The following is a 20,059-nucleotide window of genomic DNA, read 5'->3' as shown; positions in this document are numbered from 1 at the left end:
CGTCTATGTGGCTGAACTTTTCTTGTTTCATGGTCAGTTGACGGGGGAAGGGCCTTACCCTTCACCAGGTGAGCCAGTTGATGTCCCGCGATTCCGATGCCCAGCCGTCCACGGAAGAGGAACTGCCCGGCACCCTACCCGAGGCCCTGCGTGCCGAACTGATCGCCTTCCGGCGTGATCTGCACATGCACCCCGAGCTGGGCAACCAGGAGTTCCGTACCACCGCGGCCATCAAGGCCCGGCTGGAGAAGGCGGGGCTGGAACCACGGGTACTCGACACCGGGACCGGGCTCCTGTGCGACGTGGGCAGGCGGGAAGGCGACCCGCGTCCCATGCTCGCTCTGCGCGCGGACATCGACGCTCTGCCCATCCCGGACACCAAGGCGGGCGTCCCCTACCGGTCCACCGTTCCCGACCGGGCGCACGCCTGCGGGCACGACATCCACACCACCTCGGTCCTCGGCGCCGGGCTCGTGCTGGCCGAGCTCGACCGGCAGGGGCTGCTTCCGCGGCCGGTGCGGCTGATCTTCCAGCCGGCCGAGGAGGTGCTGCCCGGCGGTGCGCCCGACACCATCGCGTCCGGGGCGCTGGAGGGTGTCGGGCGGATCATCGGGGTGCACTGCGACCCGAAGGTGGACGTGGGGCGGATCGGACTGCGGGTCGGGGCGATCACCTCGGCCTGCGACCGGCTGGAGGTGTCGCTCGACGGCCCCGGCGGGCACACCGCCCGGCCGCATCTGACCACTGACCTGGTCACCGCCGCCGCCAAGGTCGCCACCGAGGTGCCCGCACTGCTGGCCCGCCGGGTCGACGCACGGGCCGGGCTCGCCGTCACCTGGGGCCGGCTGGAGGCCGGGCACGCCTGCAATGTGATCCCGCAGCATGCCGAACTCTCCGGCACGGTCCGCTGCCTGGAACTGGCGGCGTGGCGGGAGGCGCCGGATCTGGTGCACGCGGCGGTCGACGAGGTGGCCGGGATGCACGGGGCCAAAACGCTGATCAACTACGTCCGGGGCGTCCCGCCCGTCGTGAACGACGCCGACGTGATCGATCTGCTCGCGAGGGCGATGACCGCACGCCGCGGTTCGTCTGCGATCGAGGACACCGAACAGAGCCTCGGCGGTGAGGACTTCTCCTGGTACCTGGAACACGTCCCCGGAGCCATGGCCCGGCTCGGGGTCCGTACCCCCGGTGACACCGCCCGGCTCGACCTGCATCGCGGTGATTTCGACGCCGACGAGGAGGCGATCACGGTGGCGGTGGAGCTCTTCACCGCCTCCGCGTTGCTCAACGGCAACCATCCGTAACCGGACAGGTCACCCCTGGTTCGCGACGATCCGATAACGGCTTCCGTACAGGGCTTTATCTGACATCTACGCGCGTTACGATCGCGGCGAAACCAGCGCCGGAAGAGGCGCTTCGGTCAGGTTTGAAGGAGCCTTCCCTTGCGCCGGATCACCCGGATTGCCACCGTGGGCCTTGCGTCCGCGGCGCTTGCGCTCAGTGCCACCGCCTGTGGCGGTAAGTCCTCGTCGGATGCTGGTTCCGATTCCAAGGGAGCCAAGACCGCCCTTGCGTACGACATCGGAGGCCGTGGCGACCAGTCGTTCAACGACGCTGCCTACGCCGGACTGGCCAAGGCCGAGAAGGAACTCGGCTTCAAGGGCACCGAGGCCGAACCGTCCGACGGTGAGTCGGACGCCGACAAGGTGCAGCGTCTCACCACGCTGGCCCGCGCCGGCAACAACCCGGTGATCGGTGTCGGATTCGCGTACGCGCCCGCCATCAAGAAGGTCGCGCCGAAGTTCCCGAAGATCACCTTCGGGATCATCGACGACGCCTCGGTGACCGACAAGAACATCACCAACCTGGTCTTCAACGAGGAGCAGGGCTCGTACCTCGCCGGCGTCGCGGCCGCCAAGGTCACCAAGACGAAGACGGTCGGCTTCATCGGCGGTGTGGAGACCCCGCTGATCAAGAAGTTCCAGGCGGGCTTCGAGCAGGGCGTGAAGGACACCGACCCGTCGGTGAAGGTCCTGTCGCAGTACCTGACCCAGCCGCCGAACTTCGACGGCTTCTCCAAGCCCGACCTCGGCAAGGCCGCCGCCCAGGGGCAGCTCGACAAGAAGGCCGATGTCGTCTACGCCGCGGCCGGTCTCGCCGGCTCGGGCTCGATCGAGGCCACGGCCAAGGCGGGCAAGTGGGCCATCGGCGTCGACTCCGACCAGTACAGCCAGAAGGGTCTGGCGGCCTACAAGGCGCAGATCCTGACCTCGGTCACCAAGGACGTCTCGGGTTCCGTCTTCAACCTGATCAAGTCTGTCAAGGACGGCAAGCCGCAGACCGGTGAGATCCGCTACGGCCTGGACAAGGACGGTGTCGGCCTGGCCGACTCCAACCCGGCCTTCACGAAGATGACCGAGGTCATCGCCGCTGTCGACAAGGCGAAGAAGGCCATCGTCGACGGCACGGTCACGGTCAAGACCACCCCGTAACAGCAACTGCCGTACAGCTGGTTTCCCCGGGCCCGGAGCGCGCAGTCCTGCCGCTCCGGGCTCAGGGGGTGCTCATCGAAGAAGTTCCGCCCGTCGCAGCGTCCTGGTGCCCCTCCCGGCAACAGCCGCACAGGCCCAGGACCGAGCCCCTCGCGATGCTGTGTGCGTTGCCTTACGATTCGGCAGCACTACGCGTGTAGACGGCCCTCCGGCGCGATAGCTTCGCCCCGCCCCTGCCCCTTTGCCCCGCTCCTGTCCGGCCAAGGAGAGTGCGTCATCAACGCGTCCACCAGCCCCCCCGCCGTAGAACTGCACGGCATCACCAAGCGTTTCCCAGGCGTCGTCGCCAACCACGACATCGACATCACTATCCGTAAGGGAACCGTTCACGCCCTCGTCGGTGAGAACGGCGCCGGCAAGTCCACTCTGATGAAGATCCTGTACGGCATGCAGAAGCCGGACGAGGGCACCATCACGGTCGACGGGGTCGAGGTGGCGTTCGGCAGCCCGGCCGACGCCATCGAGCGCGGCATCGGCATGGTGCACCAGCACTTCATGCTCGCCGACAACTTCACCGTCCTCGAGAACGTGGTTCTCGGCGGCGAGAAACTGCATGGGATCGGCTCCGCCGCACGCAAGAAGATCGTGGAGATCTCGGACGCGTACGGTCTGGGGGTCCGGCCCGACGCGCTCGTCGAGGACCTCGGCGTCGCCGACCGGCAGCGCGTGGAGATCCTCAAGGTCCTCTACCGGGGCGCCCGCATCCTGATCCTGGACGAGCCGACGGCCGTGCTCGTTCCGCAGGAGGTCGACGCGCTCTTCGACAACCTGCGCGAGCTCAAGGCAGAGGGCCTGACCGTCATCTTCATCTCGCACAAGCTGGGCGAGGTGCTGTCGGTCGCCGACGACATCACGGTGATCCGCCGCGGTACGACGGTCGGCACCGCCGACCCGGCGAACACCACCACCAAGCAGCTTGCCGAGCTGATGGTCGGCAGCGAACTGCCCTCGCCCGAGACCCGGGAATCCACGGTGACGGACGTTCCGATGCTCCGTGTCGAGAATCTCGCGCTCGGCGTCACCGACCCGGACGGCGTGGTACGTGACGTGCTGGCCGGCATCGACTTCACCATCCACAAGGGTGAGGTTTTGGGCATCGCCGGTGTCGAGGGCAACGGCCAGACCGAGTTGATCGAGGCACTGGTCGGCATGCGGGACCCCGACCACGGGGCGATCACCCTCGACGGTGACGACATCTCGCACGTCCCCACGCGCAAGCGACGCGAGAGCGGTATCGGTTACATCCCCGAGGACCGGCACAGGCACGGCGTGCTGCTGGAGGCCTCGCTCTGGGAGAACCGAATCCTCGGCCACGTCACGGAAAAGCCCAACAGCCGGGGCTGGCTGCTGGACATCAAGGCGGCCCGCGCCGACACCGAACGGATCGTGCGCGAGTACGACGTCCGCACCCCGGGCATCGAGGTCACCGCGGCCTCCCTCTCCGGTGGCAACCAGCAGAAGCTGATCGTCGGCCGGGAGATGAGCCACGCTCCGAAACTGCTGATTGCCGCGCACCCCACCCGCGGAGTGGATGTCGGTGCACAGGCGCAGATCTGGGACCAGATCCGGGAGGCGCGCCGCGAGGGTCTCGCCGTCCTGCTCATCTCGGCGGACCTGGACGAGCTGATCGGGCTCTCCGACACCCTGCGCGTCATGTACCGCGGCCGACTGGTCGCCGACGCCGACCCCGGCACCATCACCCCGGAGGAACTGGGCTCGGCCATGACCGGCGCCGCCACCGGTCATCTCGAGGCAGCACCGGAGGACGAGGACCGATGAAGAAATTCGACAAGGACCGGCTGATCCTGGGCTTCGCCGGCCCCGTTCTCGCCCTGGTCGTCGCCTTTGCGCTCACCACCGCGGTGCTGCTCGCCTCGGGCAAGAACCCGTTCGAGCCGTATCGGCTGATGTTCGACTCGGCGATGTACGCCGATGTGCAGGTGCTGATCATCAACCAGGCGGGTACGTACTACCTCGCCGCCCTCGCGGTCGCCGTCGGCTTCCGGATGAACCTCTTCAACATCGGTGTCGACGGCCAGTACCGGCTCGCCGCGATGGTGGCCGCGCTGGTCGGCGCGAGCGTCGACCTTCCGGGGGCGCTGCAGATCGCGCTGATCGTGATCGTCGCGATGCTGGTCGGCGCCTTCTGGGCAGGGATCGCCGGCTTCCTCAAGACCACGCGAGGGGTGAGCGAGGTCGTCTCGACGATCATGCTCAACTCCATCGCGACCGCGCTGATCGCCTGGCTGATCCTGCCGAAGAACTTCGGTGTGCAGCCCGCCGGCTCCAACAACCTGACCACCGGCGACATCCCGGAGTCCGCCTGGTTCCCCGGCCTGTCCATGGGAGCGGAGGCGGGGGAGATCTACGGATTCACCTTCGTCGCGGCCGCCTGCGGTGTCATCTACTGGTTCGTCCTGAACCGCACCCGCTTCGGCTTCGACCTGCGGGCCACGGGCGAGAGCGAGAGCGCCGCCCAGGCCTCCGGTGTGGACGCCAAGAAGATGGTCCTCACCTCGATGCTGATCTCCGGAGCCGTCGCCGGTCTCGCCGGCATGCCGACACTCCTCGGTGACACGCACACCTACAGCCTCGACTTCCCGACCGGAATCGGTTTCACCGGCATCACCATCGCCCTGCTGGGCCGGAACAACCCGGTCGGCATCGCCTTCAGCGCCCTGCTGATCGCCTTCCTGGACAAGACGTCCGCCTCGCTCGACCAGTTCGGGTACGAGAAGGAGATCGCCACGATCATGCAGGGCCTGATCGTGATCTCGGTCGTCGTCAGCTACGAACTCGTGCGCCGTTACGGAACCCGCCGCCAGCAGCAGAAGGTCGGCGAGGAACTCGCCGCCGGCCATGCCCTCACGACCGAGAAGGAGGCCGCACTGTGAGCGCAACCCAGGTTTCCGCCGCGAGCGTCGCCCCCAAGAAGGGCGGCGGCCGCCGCAAGCTCACCCTGCCCGTCATCCTGCTGATCATCGCGGGCGGGCTCGCGCTGGTCTCGCTCGTCCGCCTGATCAGCGGTGCCAACGACGTGACCTCCGTGGGGCAGGTCGCGGGCGCCCTCGAACTCGCGGTCCCGATCGGCCTCGCCGGACTCGGCGGTCTGTGGGCCGAGCGTGCGGGTGTCGTCAACATCGGTCTCGAAGGCATGATGATCCTGGGCACCTGGTTCGGCGCCTGGGCCGGGTTCCAGTGGGGCCCGTGGGTGGGTGTCCTGTTCGGCATCATCGGTGGCGCCCTCGGTGGCCTGCTGCACGCGGTCATCACCGTCACCTTCGGGGTGAACCACATCGTCTCCGGTGTGGCCATCAACATCCTCGCGGTAGGGCTGACCCGCTACCTCTCCAACTACGCCTTCGACGGCGTCGAGGGAGGTTCGTCCAAGCAGTCCCCGCGGATCGAGGCGATCGACCGGATCACCATTCCGGGGCTGTCGGACTGGCTTCTCGATCTCCAGCAGAAACACTGGTTCCTCGTCTCCGACATCGCCGGGGTCGTCGGTGGCCTGGTCACCAACCTGTCCTGGCTGACCGTCGTCGCGCTGCTGCTGGTCCCCGGCACCTGGTGGGTGCTGTGGCGCACCTCGTTCGGCCTGCGGCTGCGCTCCTGCGGCGAGAGCCCGGTCGCCGCCGAGTCGCTCGGCGTCAACGTCTACAAGTACAAGTACATCGCCGTCGTCGTCTCCGGTGGTCTGGCCGGACTCGCCGGCGCCTTCCTGGCGATCGTCTCCACCGGCATCTACCAGGAGAGCCAGACCGGTGGCCGCGGTTACATCGGTCTCGCCGCGATGATCTTCGGTAACTGGATGCCCGGTGGGATGGCGCTCGGTGCGGGCCTGTTCGGCTTCACCGACAGCCTCAAGCTGCGCGGCGGTGCCGAGAATGTGCACGCGATGCTTCTGCTGCTCGCGATTCTGCTGGTGGTCGTGCTGCTCTGGCAGCTGTACCGGAAGAAGTACGTGGCCGCAGTGGCCTCGGCAGCGGTCTCCGCGCTGCTCTTCACCTGGTACGTGCTGACGGACCAGGTGCCGAGCCAGTTCGTAGACGCCGCTCCGTACGTCACGACACTGCTGGTCCTCTCGCTCTCGGCGCAACGCCTGCGCATGCCGAAGGCGGACGGTCTCGTCTACCGGAAGGGCCAGGGCAAGTGACGGCCGCCGCGGAGGTCGACTGGGCGGCGCTGCGGAGCGCCGCACGGTCCGTGATGACCCGTGCGTACGTCCCGTACTCGCACTACCCGGTCGGTGCCGCGGCGCGCGTCGACGACGGCCGTACGGTGTCCGGCTGCAACGTCGAGAACGCCTCGTACGGCATCGGGCTGTGCGCCGAGTGCGGCCTGGTCTCCCAGCTGCACGCCACCGGGGGCGGCAGGCTCACCCACTTCACCTGCGTGGACGGGGCGGGCGAGATCCTGGTGCCGTGCGGCCGGTGCAGGCAGCTGCTGTACGAGTTCGGCGGCCCCGAACTGGTCCTGGAGACGCCGGACGGGCTGCGCACGCTCGACGAGATGCTGCCGCAGGCGTTCGGCCCGGACCACCTGAAGTAACGGGCTGCCGCAGCGCGCTCACCGTGGCCCTCCCGCCCGTCGGGAGGGCCACCCCCAGCTCCACCCTCTATGCGCGTAGAGTCATTCGGGACTCTTGCGTACCGTACGTACCGGCCGGAAGGACTCCCAGGACATGGACGCCATCTCCGTCATCCGCACCAAGCGGGACCGAGGCGAGCTGACCCCCGAGCAGATCGACTGGGTCATCGACGCGTACACCCGCGGTGAGGTCGCCGACGAGCAGATGTCCGCGCTGGCCATGGCGATCCTGCTGAACGGCATGAACCGCACCGAGATCGCCCGCTGGACCGCCGCGATGATCGCCTCCGGCGAGCGGATGGACTTCGCGTCGCTCTCCCGGCCCACCACCGACAAGCACTCCACCGGCGGCGTCGGCGACAAGATCACCCTGCCGCTCGCCCCGCTGGTCGCCGCCTGCGGCGCCGCCGTTCCGCAGCTCAGCGGCCGGGGCCTCGGCCACACCGGCGGCACCCTGGACAAGCTGGAGTCCATCCCCGGCTGGCGCGCCCACCTCTCCAACGAGGAGATGCTGAACGTCCTGGACACCACCGGCGCGGTGATCTGCGCCGCCGGTGACGGGCTCGCCCCCGCCGACAAGAAGCTGTACGCGCTCCGCGATGTCACCGGCACCGTCGAGGCCATCCCGCTCATCGCCAGCTCCATCATGTCCAAGAAGATCGCCGAGGGCACCGGCGCGCTCGTCCTGGACGTCAAGGTCGGCTCCGGCGCCTTCATGAAGACCATCGAGGACGCCCGCGAACTGGCCTCCACCATGGTCGCCCTGGGCACCGACAGCGGAGTGCGCACCGTCGCCCTGCTCACCGACATGGCCACCCCGCTGGGCCTGACCGCGGGCAACGCCCTGGAGGTGCGCGAATCGGTCGAGGTGCTGGCCGGCGGCGGCCCGAAGGACGTCGTCGACCTCACCCTCGCCCTGGCCCGCGAGATGCTGGACGCGGCCGGGCTCAAGGACGCCGACCCGGAGAAGGCCCTCGCCGACGGCTCCGCGATGGACGTCTGGCGCCGCATGATCTCCGCCCAGGGCGGCGACCCCGACGCCACGCTCCCGGTCGCCCGCGAGCAGCACGTGGTCACGGCCCCGTCCACCGGCGTACTGACCCGCCTGGACGCGTACGACATCGGCGTCGCCGCCTGGCGCCTCGGCGCGGGCCGGGCCCGCAAGGAGGACCCGGTCCAGGCGGGCGCGGGCGTCGAACTGCACGCCAAGCCGGGCGACACGGTGACGGCCGGACAGCCGCTGCTGACGCTGCACACCGACACCCCGGAGAAGTTCGACTACGCGCTGAAGGCCCTGCCCGACGCGTACGACATCGCCCCGGCCGGCACGGCCTTCACCGCCACCCCGGTGGTGCGGGAACGTATCGCCTGACCTGCGGTTTCCTCGTACGGGTGAACGGGACCGGTGGACCGCCGCCGGTCCCGTTCGGCGTGCTGGACTCGGTGACGCCCCGACAGGAGGAGACCGCCATGAGCGCACCCGCCGTCGAGCCCGCACCGGGCCACGGTCAGGAATGGGACGACCTCGTCCGGATCTGGGAGGAGACGGATGCGCCCGAGGGCTGCAAGGTGGAGATCATCGAGGGGATCGTCACCGTGGAGCCACCGCCGTCCAAGGACCACAATCTCACCGCCGCGCGGCTGCAGCGCAGGCTTTACTCCGTGCTTCCGGAGGACTGGGAGATCTTCCAGACCCTCGGCGTCCCGGTGCCGGGGCGGGCCGGGCTCTACATCCCCGATCTGGTCGTCGTACCGGACGCAGTGGTGATCGGGCCGGGCAACCGCGTCCCGGCCGAGGAGGCGCGGCTCGTCGTCGAGATCACCTCGCAGGCCAACGCCAACCACGACCGCATCGGCAAGGTGCACGGATACGCGAAGGCCGGTGTCGAGCTGTTCCTGCTGCTCGACCCGTGGCACTCGGGCCGCCCCACCGCCACGCTCTACGGGGAGCCCGACAGCGGCACCTACCGGGTGCTGGACACGGTCGAGTACGGGGAGAAGCTGACGCTGCCCCAGCCGTTCGGGCTGGACCTGGACACCGGGATTTTCCCGGTCAGCTGAGCGATGTCGCGATGCCGGTCCTCCCGGTGCGGTCCGGAAACGCGAGCGGCCCGCCGGGGCGGAGGAATCCGTCCCGGCGGGCCGCCGTCATGCGGTCGGGGTGGCTATGCGCTCACTTGCCGAAGTACGCGTTGTAGATCGACACCGACGACTTGTTGCCCTTCTTGTCCGTGACGTTCGCCCGGTAGGAGATGGACTTCCCCTTGGCCGGGTTCTTCACGGAGATCTTGCCCGCCTTGACCGTGGACTTCTTCCAGGTCTTGCCGGCGTCGTAACTGACGTACACCGTCAGAGACTTGAGGTTCTTCCCGGCAGCCGCGCCCTGCACCGTCACGGGCACGGAAGCGGTCCGGCCGGCCGTGACCTTGCTGTCCGCGGTGACATTGGGCGTGAACCGCACCGTGGAGACCGGCAGCATGACCGGGCCCGAGGTCCGCTGGGAGCGGAAGGTCCAGCTCGCGTCGATCCGGGTGGAGACCGGGGACAGCTTGGTGCTGCGCCGGGCCGAGGTCGTCAGCCGGTAGTCGGCGGCGGCGGACGGAACGGCGATGGGGGTGTCGCCGAGCAGCGGGTCCTCGTTCTGGGCGAGCTTCTTGCCGTTGCGGTACAGCACCGTCGTGGCCGAACTGTAGGCGGAACCACCGATGTTGCCCTGCCCGTCGGCCACCAGCGGCAGCATTCCGACGATGTCGTTGCCGTCACGGAGGATGCCGTACTCGGAGCTGACCGCGGGGCCGAACACCGCGGTGTTGACCTTCTTCGTGTAGGACTTGCCCGCCTTGAAGGACTGCGGGGCGCCGAGGGAGTACGACGCGTCGGTCACCGGGTAGCCGTCCGCGTCGACTCCGCCGTCCTGCTCGAAGTCGAAGCTCCACTTCACCTTGTCGGCGGTGGAGACGTAGGAGGTGACATTGCCGGGGATCTTGTGGAACGACCAGGCCGACCAGCCGCCGTCCGAGTCGGGCAGCATGCCCGAGGCGGCGAATTCACCGGTCTTGCGTATGGCGGGCGAGCCGAGGGAGACACCCACCTTGGCCAGCTGGCCGGCGGTGTACTTCCGCTCGAAACCGGTGGCCGCCTGGGTCACCGGACCGCCGGCCACGATGTCGTACCGGGTCGAGGCTCCCTTGGACCAGCTGCTGATCCAGTGCTGGGAGAGCGAACCGTCGGTCACCTTCGGGCCGAAGTGCGCGGTGCGGAAGTTCTTGTACGTGTCGAGGACCCAGCCGTAGGAGTAGCCGCCTTCATCGGCGGTGAGCTGGAGGTCGGGCGCGGCCAGCAGGGACGTCGTCCCGGTGGCGGGCACGGTGATGTTCACCGGCTTCGCCTTGCGCGCGTCGAGCGTCACGGTGAGGTTCTTGGTGACGTCCAGCTTCGGCTGGGCCAGCCAGTCGGTGCCCTTGGAGTAGTCCTCGGGGTCGACGGTGACGCCCGTGTTCAGTACGTATCCGCCGGCGGGGACCCGGACCTTGGCCGTACCGTCGGTGCTCGTCGGGGCGAGCCACTGGCCGAGCGCCTTTCCGGTGAGACCGAAGAGGTCGGAATCGGCGAACTGGGCGGGCTTGCCGTCGCGCCCGATGGTCTTGACCGTGAGGTCGTAGGACTCGATCTCCCGCTCGACCGCGGCGGCGGTGCGGACGCTCTGGCCGCCGCCCGTCGCGACGACGTACGCGGAGTAGGTGCCGTCCGTCGTGCCGCCGAGCTTGGTGTTCACGGTCAGCGGCACATCCGCGGTGCCGCCCGCGGGGACGGTCACCTTGTCGGCGCCGAGGCCGAAGAAGCCGGCCGGGGCGGGCTTGCCCTTCGGGTTGGTGGTCGTGACCGCCAGGTCCAGGGTGACATCGGTCGTGCCGAGGTTGCGGTACGTCACCTTCTTGGTGACCGGGGTGTCATCGGTGTGCGGCCACTGCTGCACCCCGAAGCTCACCGAGACCGGGTCGGCGACGACGGTCTGGGTGATCGCCCGGTCCACCGCGATCCGGCCCGAGCCCTGTTCGAACGGCGTGTACGCGCCCGGCTTGGTCGAGGCCGTCAGCGCGCCCTTGAGCTCGGCGTACTTCCACTCCGGGTGCTGCTGCTTGAGGAGCGCCGCGGCACCCGCGACGTGCGGGGTCGCCATCGACGTACCGGAGATCGTCAGGTAGCCGGGCGGGTTCTGCCCGACCTCCTGGTCGATGGCGGAGCCGGGTGCGGCCGCCGCCGTGATGTCCACGCCGGGGGCGGTGACATCGGGCTTGATCGCCCCGTCGCCGATGCGCGGGCCACGGCTGGAGAAGTCGGCCAGCTGGTCCTTGTCGTCGACCGCGCCGACGGTCAGCGCGGCGTCCGCGCTGCCCGGGGAGTCGACCGTACCGGCCGCGTCGCCCTCGTTGCCCGCCGCGATGGCGAACAGGACGCCCTGGTCGGCCGACAGCTTGTTGACCGCCGCTTCGAGCGGGTCGATCTCGGGGGTGTCGCCGCCGCTGAGGCTCAGGTTGATGATGTCGGCGCCCTGTGCGACCGCCCACTCCATGCCGGCCAGGATGCCGGAGTCGTCGCCGAAGCCGTCGTCGTCGAGCACCTTGCCTTCCAGCAGCTTGGCGTCCGGGGCCACCCCCTTGAACTTGCCGCCCGACTTGGCGCCCGAACCGGCCGCGATCGAGGAGACGTGGGTGCCGTGGCCGACCCGGTCCTTGGTGTCGGGCGAGGCGGTGAAGTTCTTCGTGCCGAGGATCCGGCCCTGGAGATCGGGGTGGGTGGCGTCCACGCCGGTGTCCAGTACGGCGATCTTGACGCCCTTTCCGGTGTAACCGGCCTTCCAGGCGGCAGGGGTGCCGATCTGCGGCACGCTCTTGTCGAGGCTGGCCCGGCGCACGCCGTCCAGCCAGACCCGGTCGATACCGGCGGCCGTGGTGCGCTGCGCACTGTGCGCCGCCTTGGCGGTGAGTGCCTGCCAGATGTCCTGGGCGTCGCGCTGCGGCGTGGTCACCGACTGGGCGTTCAGCGAGTTCAGGGTCCGGTCGACCCGGGTGGAGCCCGCGTTCCGGACCTCGGCCTTGGCGGTCGCGGCCTGGGCGCCCCGGTAGGAGACGATCAGCTTCAGGCCCGACTTCTGGGCCCTGCGGTTCTCCGCCCGGCTCAGCTCGGTGATGTCGAACAGCCGGCGGTCCAGCTTGCCGGAGCTGATCAGCCGGTGTGCGTCGGCCGGGACGAGCAGGGTGTGCCCGTCGCGTATCTGCCGCTGCACGGGTATGTGTTCGCGCCCGTGGGCGGCCCGGAAGGACATGACCTCGCCCTTGGCGTCCACGGTGACGCGGTCGCCGGTGATGAGCGTCAGTTCGTGCCCGGTGGCGGACCCGGCGCCGACCGGGCGGGCGGTGCCGGAGCGGGCGGCGTCGGGCTGTGCCATGGCCGGGGTGGTCATCCCGGCCGCGAGTGCCACGGCGGCGGCCGCGGCGACGGTCGAAACACACGCGTTCTTCACGTGTCTGCGCAACTCTCCCCCTGGAGAATCAGGCGGCCCCCGAGGGGCCACTGGTCAGTCGGCACCGATGGGACGCCGGTGCCGGCCGGTTCACGTACCTAGAGGGGGAATTGACGGAGAAGGTTCACAGAAACCGCACAGGTAAGCGGAGTTGACGGAAGTTCATCGGTCCCGGGCGGGCACGGGGCGTGCGCCGGGCCGGGCGGCCCGGACAGGACGGGGGCCGGGCAGCGATGAGTTTCGGCCGCCGGACCGGTCTCCCAGATGTGGAACCCATGACCCCGAACCTTCTCGTCGTCACCGGCCGCGTCACCAGGGCCGCGGTGCCGGTACTCTGCGCCGAGCTGGAGACGCTGCTGTACGACCCCGACGGCGCCGTCCGCGCCCCGGACGCGGGGGTGGACTGCGACGTGGGCGGGGTCGTGCACGTGGATCTGGCTCTGGTCGAGGCGATAGCGCGGCTGGGGCTCGTCGCGCGCCGGGCGGGCGGCAGCAGACTGCGGCTGCGCAATGTGCCGCCCGAACTGCAGGGCCTGCTCGACCTGGTCGGGCTGGCCGACGTGGTGGACGTGGGGTGCGGAACGGGAACGGGGACGGGGGTGGGGGCCGAGGCGGGGGAGAGCGGGGGCTGAGCGTGCGAGCCGACCCCGGCCCCGCCCCGCTCAGTCCGCGGAACCGAGCCGGGCCCGTACGCAGACCACCTGCGTGAGCCGGGCCGTCCCGCCGTCGACCGGCGGCGCCGATGCCGAGAGGAGCGGGGCCGGGGTGGCGGCGGGGTGCCGGGCCGAGTGGCCGATGCCGTCGTCGCAGGCGGACTCGGGCTGCGGCCCCGGCTCACCGCCCGGCCCGGAGGGCCGGGCCGAACCGGGCCCGGGGCCGCCGGTGGCGGACGGCTCGCCCATCCACTGGGTCAGCCCCCAGCCACCGGCCGCCAGTACCACCCAGCCGGTCACCAGCCCGTTCCGTATACCGCGTCTCACGCCGCGTCGGCGTCGAGATGGTCCGGCAGCCCGAAGAGCGGGAACCAGCGCGGGGTGTCCAGGAAGCAGTGCATCCCGGTGATGGCCCCGTCCGAGATGTCGATGACCTGCACCGCCCACGGCACGAACCCGGGCCCGTCCGGATCCGGCTTGTAGTGCGCGAACGCCGGGGTGCCGTTCGCCGACGTCGCCACCAGGCGGGAGCCCGCACAGCTTGCGCCGATGGAGAGCATGAAGCCGGTGATGTCGTCGTGCCCCTGGAGCCAGAGGTCGAACGGCGGCATGGTCATCACGGCGTCCTCATGGAGCAGCGCGGTCAGCGCCGCCATGTCGTAGCCCTCGAAGGCCGCCACGTACCGCTCAAGGAGCTTGCGCTGCTCCTCGTCGAGCGGATTCGCGGCGTCGGCGGCCTCGCCCTTGTGTTCGGTGAGGGTGGCCCGCGCCCGCTGGAGGGCGCTGTTGACCGAGGCGACCGAGGTGTCGAGCAGCTCGGCGACCTCGCTCGCCTTCCAGGCCAGCACCTCGCGCAGGATCAGCACGGCGCGCTGCTTGGGCGGCAGGTGCTGGAGCGCGGCGACGAACGCGAGGCGCACCGACTCCCGTGCCACGGCGGCCTCCGCCGGGTCGGCCACCGTCGGCAGGATGCGCCCGTCCGGCATCGGCTCCAGCCAGGTGTTCTCCGGCAGGGGGTTCAGCGCCGCCTGGGCGAGCGGCGTCGGGCCCGTCAGATCGACCGGACGGGCCCGCTTGTTCCCGGCGTTCAGCATGTCCAGGCAGACGTTGGTGGCGATGCGGTACAGCCAGGAGCGCAGCGAGGAACGACCCTCGAACTTGTCGAAGTTGCGCCAGGCACGCACCAGCGTGTCCTGCACAGCGTCCTCCGCCTCGAAGGCCGAACCGAGCATCCGGTAGCAGTAACCGGTCAGCTCGACCCGGTGTCCCTCCAGACGACTGTCGATGTCCGTCGTCGCTGTCAGATCACTCATCGCTCCACCCCTGTTGCGCTGTGACGCCGCCCGCTTCGGCACTCCGGAAGCTACCGCAGGCCACTGACAACAGGGGCGTGAAGTACCGAAACCGCCCGGATTCCGGTCACGTTCCGGGCTTGCGCCCGTACACGTGGACGTCGTCGCCGTTCCTCAGCAGATTCCAGTACGACTTGGCGTCGGCGGTACGCATGTTGACGCAGCCGTGCGACCCGGGCGGGTTCCACATCTTCACGCCCACCGCGTGGAACGCCTGGCCCCCGTCGAAGAACTGCGAGTACGGCATCGACACGTGGTAGATCGACGAGACGTGGTTGATGTGCCGCCAGTAGATCTTCTTCGACCCGGTGCGGGTCTCGTACTTGTCCCGCCCGGTCCGTACCGGCACGGGTCCGAACTTCAGCTTGCTGCCGTCCTGGATCCAGCTCAGCTGCCGGGTCAGGTCCACGCACGCGATGCGCCCCTTGTTGGTGGGGCACTTCTTGTCCTTGTTCGGGTTCTTGCCGGCCGCCTTCTGGGCCGTGATCGTCTTCATCGTGCGCCAGGTGACCGGACCCGCGTACCCGATGGTGGGGGTGACCCCGTACGTGCTCTGGAACGACCTGATCGCCTTGCAGTCGGCGGCCGACTGCTTGCCGTCGACCGGCCGGTGCAGATACTTCTCGACCTGCTTCTGGTACGGCCCGGTGGACGTCGTGCAGGACGCCGCCTGCGCCTGCCCGCCGGTGGCCAGCACCAGGGCCGGCACCGCGGTCAGGCCCGCGACCGACAGCGCGAGCCCGCGCCGCCGCAGCCGTACTCCCCGTATGTTCCCCGCGACTCTCATGTACGCCAACTCCCCTTCGCGCGCCGTGAGGTGATTCCGCCTGCTAGACGCGCGTCGGGGAGTGGAAGGTTGTGCGCCGTATGTCTCAGTTCGGTACGGACGCCGACGGAACCAGCCGGCGCCGCTCGGCGCGGGCGGCCCGCGTCCCGTACAGCGTGATCGAGACGACGCCGAGCACCGCGAGCAGCCCCAGTGACACGGTCCCGGCCCAGCCCCCGGCGTGGAAGGCGACCGCGCCGAGCGTGCCGCCCGCGCTGGATCCCAGGTAGTACGCGGACTGGTAGAGCGCCGACGCCTGGGCGCGGCCCTTCGTCGCGGTACGGCTCACGGACGAGGAGGCGACCGCGTGCCCGGCGAAGAAGCCCGCCGTGATCAGGACCAGGCCGAGGAGCACGGCGGCCAGCTGGTCGGCGAGGGAGAGCAGCAGGCCGGCGGCCGTGGTGGAGACGGCCAGGTACAGCGCGCCCCGGCGGCCGAGCCGGGCGACGAGCTGGCCGGCCGCGGCGGAGGAGACCGTACCGACGAGGTAGACCAGGAAGATCGAGCCGACGACACCCTGCGGGAGGTTGAACGGCGCCTCCACCAGGCGGTAGCCGATCACCGTGTAGACCGCGCCGAACACCGTCATGAACAGCGCGCCGATCGCGTACAGCCGGCGCAGCAGCGGATCGGCGAGATGCCCGCCCACCGTCTTCGCGAGGGCCTTCGGGTTCAGTGTTCCCGGGGTGAAGTTCCGCGCCCTGGGGATCATGAAGTGGAAGACGACCGCGCAGGCCGCGGCCAGCAGCCCGACCGCGCCGAGCGCCGCGCGCCAGCCCCACAGCTGGGCGATCCAGCCGGTGAGGATACGGCCGCTCATGCCGCCGATGCTGTTGCCGGCCACGAACAGCCCGATCGCGGCGACCAGTGCCTTCGGCCGTACCTCCTCGGCCAGATACGCCATCGCCGAGGCGGGCAGCCCGGCCAGTGCCGCGCCCTGGACGGCGCGCAGTGCGATCAGCCAGCCCAGCGAGGGGGCGAAGGGGACGAGCAGCCCGACCAGTACCGCGACCGTCAGCGAGGCGGTCATCATCTGCCGCCGTCCGAACCGCTCGGAGAGCGCGCTCATCGGCAGCACGCACAGCGCCAGTGCGCCCGTCGCCGCGGAGACCGTCCAGCTGGCCTGTCCGGCCGTGGCGCCGAGGGAGGCGGAGACGGCGGGCAGCAGGGCCTGCGTGGAGTAGAGAAGTGCGAACGTCGCGACACCTGCGGCGAAGAGCGCGAAGCTCATCCGGCGGTAGCCGGGGCGGCCCGGTTCGAGACGGTCCGGCGCGGCGGAGCCGGCGGTGGCGACGGGGGCGGCGGCGGGGGACGGCTGGGGCGAGGCGGCCACGGTGAGCGTGGACGCCCCAGTACTGGCAGGAGGCATGCTTCGAAAGTAGGCTCTCCGGTTTCATGCGTCCAATGCACGAAGTGGCGATAATCAATCCCATGGTGCATGAACGCAGCTCACAGCCCCGGCTGTCACCCAGTAGTTACGAAGAAGACATTCGCGCCGTGCTCGCACCGCGACTGGCCCACTTCGAGGCGGTGGCCCGCCACGAGCACGTCACACGCGCCGCGCAGGAGCTCGGCGTCCCGCAGTCGACGCTGTCGCGGGCGATGGTCAGGCTCGAACAGGACCTGGGAGTCGCTCTGTTCGCCCGAAAGGGCCGTACCGTCTCGCTCACCCCGGCGGGCCGCACCTTCCTCGGCTCCGCCGAGCGGGCCCTCGCCGAGGTCGAGAAGGCCGCCGATTCGGTACGGGCCGACGCCGACCCGGCCACCGGCAAGGTCGCCTTCGGCTTCCTGCACACCATGGGCTCGGAAACCGTCCCCGCCCTCATCCGCGCCTTCCGCGCCGACCACCCCCGGGTCCGGTTCCAACTCGTGCAGAACTACGGCGAGGCGATGATCGAACGCCTGAGAGCCGGCGGCCTGGACCTCTGCCTCACCTCACCCGTCCCGGACGCCCCCGACCTCGTCGCCCGCCGCCTGGACGAACAGCGCCTGCGCCTCGTCGTCCCCGAGGACCACCGCCTCGCCACCCGCCGCCGCATCCGCCTCGCGGAGGCCGCCGACGAAAAGTTCGTCACCCTCGAACCGGGCTACGGCCTGCGCCGGATCACCGACGACCTGTGCACCGAGGCGGGCTTCACCCCCCGCGTAGCCTTCGAGGGCGAGGAGGCGGAGACTCTGCGCGGCCTGGTCGCGGCCGGCCTGGGCGTGGCCCTGCTCCCCCCGCCCGCCGTGCCCCGCCCCGGCGTCGTCGAACTCACCGTCACGGCCCCGAGGGCAGCCCGCGAAATCGGCGTCGCCTGGCTGGACGGCCACCCCGACACCCCACCGGTGGCCGCCTTCAAGCGCTTCCTGCTGTCACGTCGAGGGCATCTGCTGCCGGACTGACGGCGCCGTCCCGGCGTGCGCGGGGTCCACTGCCCCTGTCGGGGCGGCAGCGACGCCCCTCACCCGCGCAGCGACTTCCCGAACCCTGCCGCCAACGGCATGCGCAACCCCAGCGGAGGCGGTGCCGCCAGGGCGTCGGCCACCGGGCGCGCGTAGGCGCGGCCGAACAGTGAACCGCGTACGAAGTCCGCGGCCAGGGCCATCACTTCGGCCCGGTGCTGGCGCAGACCGTGGCCGTCCGAGTGGACCTCGAAGCGACAGGTGTCGCGGTTGGTCTTCTTGGCGCGCTCGGCCAGCCGGAAGGACAGTTCGGGGTCGGTGCGGGCGTCGTTGGTGCCGTGGACGAGCAATACCTGGCGGCCCAGCAGATGCTTCACCGGCTCCGGCCCGTCCGCCTCCTCCTCGGGCAGCCAGGGGGCCATCGCCAGGACGGAGTCGACCGCCGCGTGGCCGCCCGCGCGGAGTGCGGCCCGGCCGCCCATGCCGTGGCCGGTCAGGCAGACGGGGACGTCGCCGTAACGCCGTACGACCTCGTCCACCGCCCACTCGGCGTCCGCCGCGAGGTGGGCGGCTGTCGCGTTCCAGCCCCGGCAGCGGTAGCGCACGACGTGCGCGGCGAGCCCGTCCTCCTGGCCCGCGCGGGCCAGGGCGCGGGCCAGCGGGAGTTGGGATGCGTAGGAGAGAGGGGAAGGGCGGCGGTGCGAGTCGGCCTCGCCGTCCGGGAGCAGCAGGACCACGCCGCTGACCGCGGTTGGAGCTCCGGCCGTCCTGACGGCCCGTCCCAGCCTGGCTGCCGGCAGGGGGAGTGTGCTCTGTGCCATGACAGAACAGTGTCAGAAGGGCGGGTGTACTCCACCTGTATTGGCGGTCACTGTTACGTATCGACGAGCGACAATCTACGCGCGTAGGGACTAGAGTGCACAGATGATGAGCCCGACCCTTCATGTGCCCGGCCAGGATCAGATCCGGCGTGCCCCCAAGGTGCTTCTGCACGACCATCTCGATGGCGGCCTGCGCCCGGGGACGATCGTCGACCTCGCCCTCGCGAGCGGATACGAAGGACTTCCCGAGACCGAGCCCGACAAGCTCGGCATCTGGTTCCGCGAGGCGGCCGACTCCGGATCGCTGGAGCGCTATCTGGAGACCTTCGCCCACACCTGCGCCGTCATGCAGACCCGCGAGGCGCTGGTCCGGGTGGCCGCCGAGTGTGCCGAGGACCTGGCCGCGGACGGTGTCGTGTACGCCGAGGTGCGGTACGCCCCCGAGCAGCACCTGGAGGGCGGGCTGACCCTCGAAGAGGTCGTCGAGGCGGTCAACGAGGGCTTCCGCGAGGGCGAGCAGCGGGCCCGCCGGGACGGGAACCGCATCCGTGTGGGCGCCCTCCTCACCGCGATGCGGCACGCCGCCCGCTCCCTGGAGATCGCCGAGCTGGCCAACCGCTACCGCGACCAGGGCGTGGCCGGCTTCGACATCGCGGGCGCGGAGGCGGGCTTCCCGCCCACCCGGCACCTCGACGCCTTCGAGTACCTCAAGCGCGAGAACAACCACTTCACCATCCACGCGGGCGAGGCCTTCGGCCTGCCGTCGATCTGGCAGGCGCTCCAGTGGTGCGGTGCGGACCGGCTGGGTCACGGGGTCCGCATCATCGACGACATCGAGGTCGCCGACGACGGCGGCGTGAAGCTCGGCCGCCTCGCCTCCTACGTACGGGACAAGCGCATCCCGCTGGAGCTGTGCCCGACCTCCAACCTTCAGACCGGCGCCGCCGCCTCGTACGCCGAGCACCCCATCGGGCTGCTGCGGAAGCTGCATTTCCGGGCCACCGTGAACACGGACAACCGGCTGATGAGCGGTACGAGCATGAGCCGCGAATTCGAGAAGCTGACCGAGACTTTCGGATACACGCTCGACGACATGCAGTGGTTCACCGTCAATGCGATGAAGTCGGCATTCATTCCTTTTGATGAGCGTCTAGCGATGATCAACGATGTCATCAAGCCCGGATATGCCGAGCTGAAGTCCGAGTGGCTCTTCGAGCAGACCGCTGCGACCAGCGTTTCTTCCACTTCCGTGGGCTGATCGGCGCCTCTGCGGAGAACGGCCGGGATGTCGAATTCCCGGCCTTTCTCCGCGTGTCGGCATGTTTGCGGGAAGGGTGGTGGGATGGCTACGTT

The 20,059-nt window shown here is 69.9% G+C and carries 17 protein-coding genes; 11 read left to right on the top strand and 6 right to left on the bottom strand.

Features of this window, described 5'->3' with window-relative positions:
• Positions 1–80: 80 nt before the first annotated feature.
• The 8 genes from OG611_RS02810 (at position 81) to OG611_RS02775 (ending at position 9,206) form a co-directional block, all read left to right on the top strand.
• Positions 81–1,307 carry an amidohydrolase gene (locus OG611_RS02810; protein ID WP_266425480.1) on the top strand — a complete coding sequence of 409 codons (1,227 nt, stop codon included), beginning with the start codon at positions 81–83 and terminating at the stop codon, positions 1,305–1,307.
• Positions 1,308–1,445: 138 nt separating this feature from the next.
• Entirely contained in the window at positions 1,446–2,495 is a 1,050-nt protein-coding gene (locus OG611_RS02805; RefSeq protein ID WP_266415194.1) for a BMP family protein, read from the top strand.
• Positions 2,496–2,747: 252 nt separating this feature from the next.
• On the top strand, positions 2,748–4,334 hold the full coding sequence (locus OG611_RS02800) for an ABC transporter ATP-binding protein (RefSeq protein WP_266425479.1): 1,587 nt from the start codon (positions 2,748–2,750) through the stop codon (positions 4,332–4,334).
• On the top strand, positions 4,331–5,449 hold the full coding sequence (locus tag OG611_RS02795) for an ABC transporter permease (protein ID WP_266415192.1): 1,119 nt from the start codon (positions 4,331–4,333) through the stop codon (positions 5,447–5,449). The genes OG611_RS02800 and OG611_RS02795 overlap by 4 nt, the downstream gene beginning before the upstream one ends.
• The gene (locus OG611_RS02790; RefSeq protein ID WP_266415189.1) at positions 5,446–6,711 is read left to right on the top strand and encodes an ABC transporter permease; all 1,266 of its coding nucleotides are present in this window, start codon (positions 5,446–5,448) and stop codon (positions 6,709–6,711) included. The genes OG611_RS02795 and OG611_RS02790 overlap by 4 nt, the downstream gene beginning before the upstream one ends.
• Positions 6,708–7,106: a cytidine deaminase gene (locus OG611_RS02785; protein WP_266415187.1), complete on the top strand. Its 399-nt coding sequence runs from the start codon at positions 6,708–6,710 to the stop codon at positions 7,104–7,106. Before OG611_RS02790 ends, OG611_RS02785 begins: the two co-directional genes overlap by 4 nt.
• Positions 7,107–7,239: 133 nt before the next feature.
• Positions 7,240–8,517 carry a thymidine phosphorylase gene (locus OG611_RS02780; RefSeq protein ID WP_266415185.1) on the top strand — a complete coding sequence of 426 codons (1,278 nt, stop codon included), beginning with the start codon at positions 7,240–7,242 and terminating at the stop codon, positions 8,515–8,517.
• 98 nt (positions 8,518–8,615) lie between these two features.
• Entirely contained in the window at positions 8,616–9,206 is a 591-nt protein-coding gene (locus OG611_RS02775; protein WP_266415183.1) for a Uma2 family endonuclease, read from the top strand.
• Between the two features lie 112 nt (positions 9,207–9,318).
• On the opposite strand, the gene OG611_RS02770 is transcribed toward OG611_RS02775, so the two are convergent.
• Entirely contained in the window at positions 9,319–12,609 is a 3,291-nt protein-coding gene (locus tag OG611_RS02770) for a S8 family serine peptidase (RefSeq protein ID WP_266425478.1), read from the bottom strand.
• A gap of 335 nt (positions 12,610–12,944) precedes the next feature.
• Between OG611_RS02770 and OG611_RS02765 the strand changes: the two genes are divergently transcribed.
• Entirely contained in the window at positions 12,945–13,301 is a 357-nt protein-coding gene (locus OG611_RS02765) for an STAS domain-containing protein (protein ID WP_266415181.1), read from the top strand.
• 30 nt (positions 13,302–13,331) lie between these two features.
• Here the strand turns inward: OG611_RS02765 and OG611_RS02760 are convergent, their stop codons facing one another.
• The 4 genes from OG611_RS02760 to OG611_RS02745 form a co-directional block, all read right to left on the bottom strand.
• The gene (locus tag OG611_RS02760; RefSeq protein WP_266415179.1) at positions 13,332–13,622 is read right to left on the bottom strand and encodes a hypothetical protein; all 291 of its coding nucleotides are present in this window, start codon (positions 13,620–13,622) and stop codon (positions 13,332–13,334) included.
• Between the two features lie 23 nt (positions 13,623–13,645).
• Positions 13,646–14,677, bottom strand: a complete 1,032-nt coding sequence (locus OG611_RS02755; RefSeq protein WP_266415178.1) for a sigma-70 family RNA polymerase sigma factor — start codon at positions 14,675–14,677, stop codon at positions 13,646–13,648.
• Positions 14,678–14,741: 64 nt separating this feature from the next.
• Positions 14,742–15,461: a L,D-transpeptidase family protein gene (locus tag OG611_RS02750; protein WP_266415177.1), complete on the bottom strand. Its 720-nt coding sequence runs from the start codon at positions 15,459–15,461 to the stop codon at positions 14,742–14,744.
• Positions 15,462–15,546: 85 nt separating this feature from the next.
• Entirely contained in the window at positions 15,547–16,869 is a 1,323-nt protein-coding gene (locus OG611_RS02745) for an MFS transporter (protein WP_266415176.1), read from the bottom strand.
• 62 nt (positions 16,870–16,931) lie between these two features.
• On the opposite strand from OG611_RS02745, the gene OG611_RS02740 reads away from it, so the two are divergent.
• Positions 16,932–17,885: a LysR family transcriptional regulator gene (locus OG611_RS02740; RefSeq protein WP_266415175.1), complete on the top strand. Its 954-nt coding sequence runs from the start codon at positions 16,932–16,934 to the stop codon at positions 17,883–17,885.
• Positions 17,886–17,944: 59 nt separating this feature from the next.
• On the opposite strand, the gene OG611_RS02735 is transcribed toward OG611_RS02740, so the two are convergent.
• Complete coding sequence (locus OG611_RS02735; protein ID WP_266415173.1) at positions 17,945–18,706, bottom strand: alpha/beta hydrolase; 762 nt, start codon at positions 18,704–18,706, stop codon at positions 17,945–17,947.
• Between the two features lie 103 nt (positions 18,707–18,809).
• On the opposite strand from OG611_RS02735, the gene OG611_RS02730 reads away from it, so the two are divergent.
• A complete protein-coding gene (locus OG611_RS02730; protein WP_266415171.1) occupies positions 18,810–19,964 on the top strand; it encodes an adenosine deaminase in 1,155 nt (384 codons plus the stop codon).
• The last annotated feature ends 95 nt before the right edge of the window (positions 19,965–20,059 follow it).

It is taken from the genome of Streptomyces sp. NBC_01363 (genome assembly GCF_026340595.1).
Lineage (GTDB): Bacteria > Actinomycetota > Actinomycetes > Streptomycetales > Streptomycetaceae > Streptomyces.
Note: the sequence above shows the minus strand (reverse complement) of the source record. Positions and strands in the feature narration are given on the sequence as shown.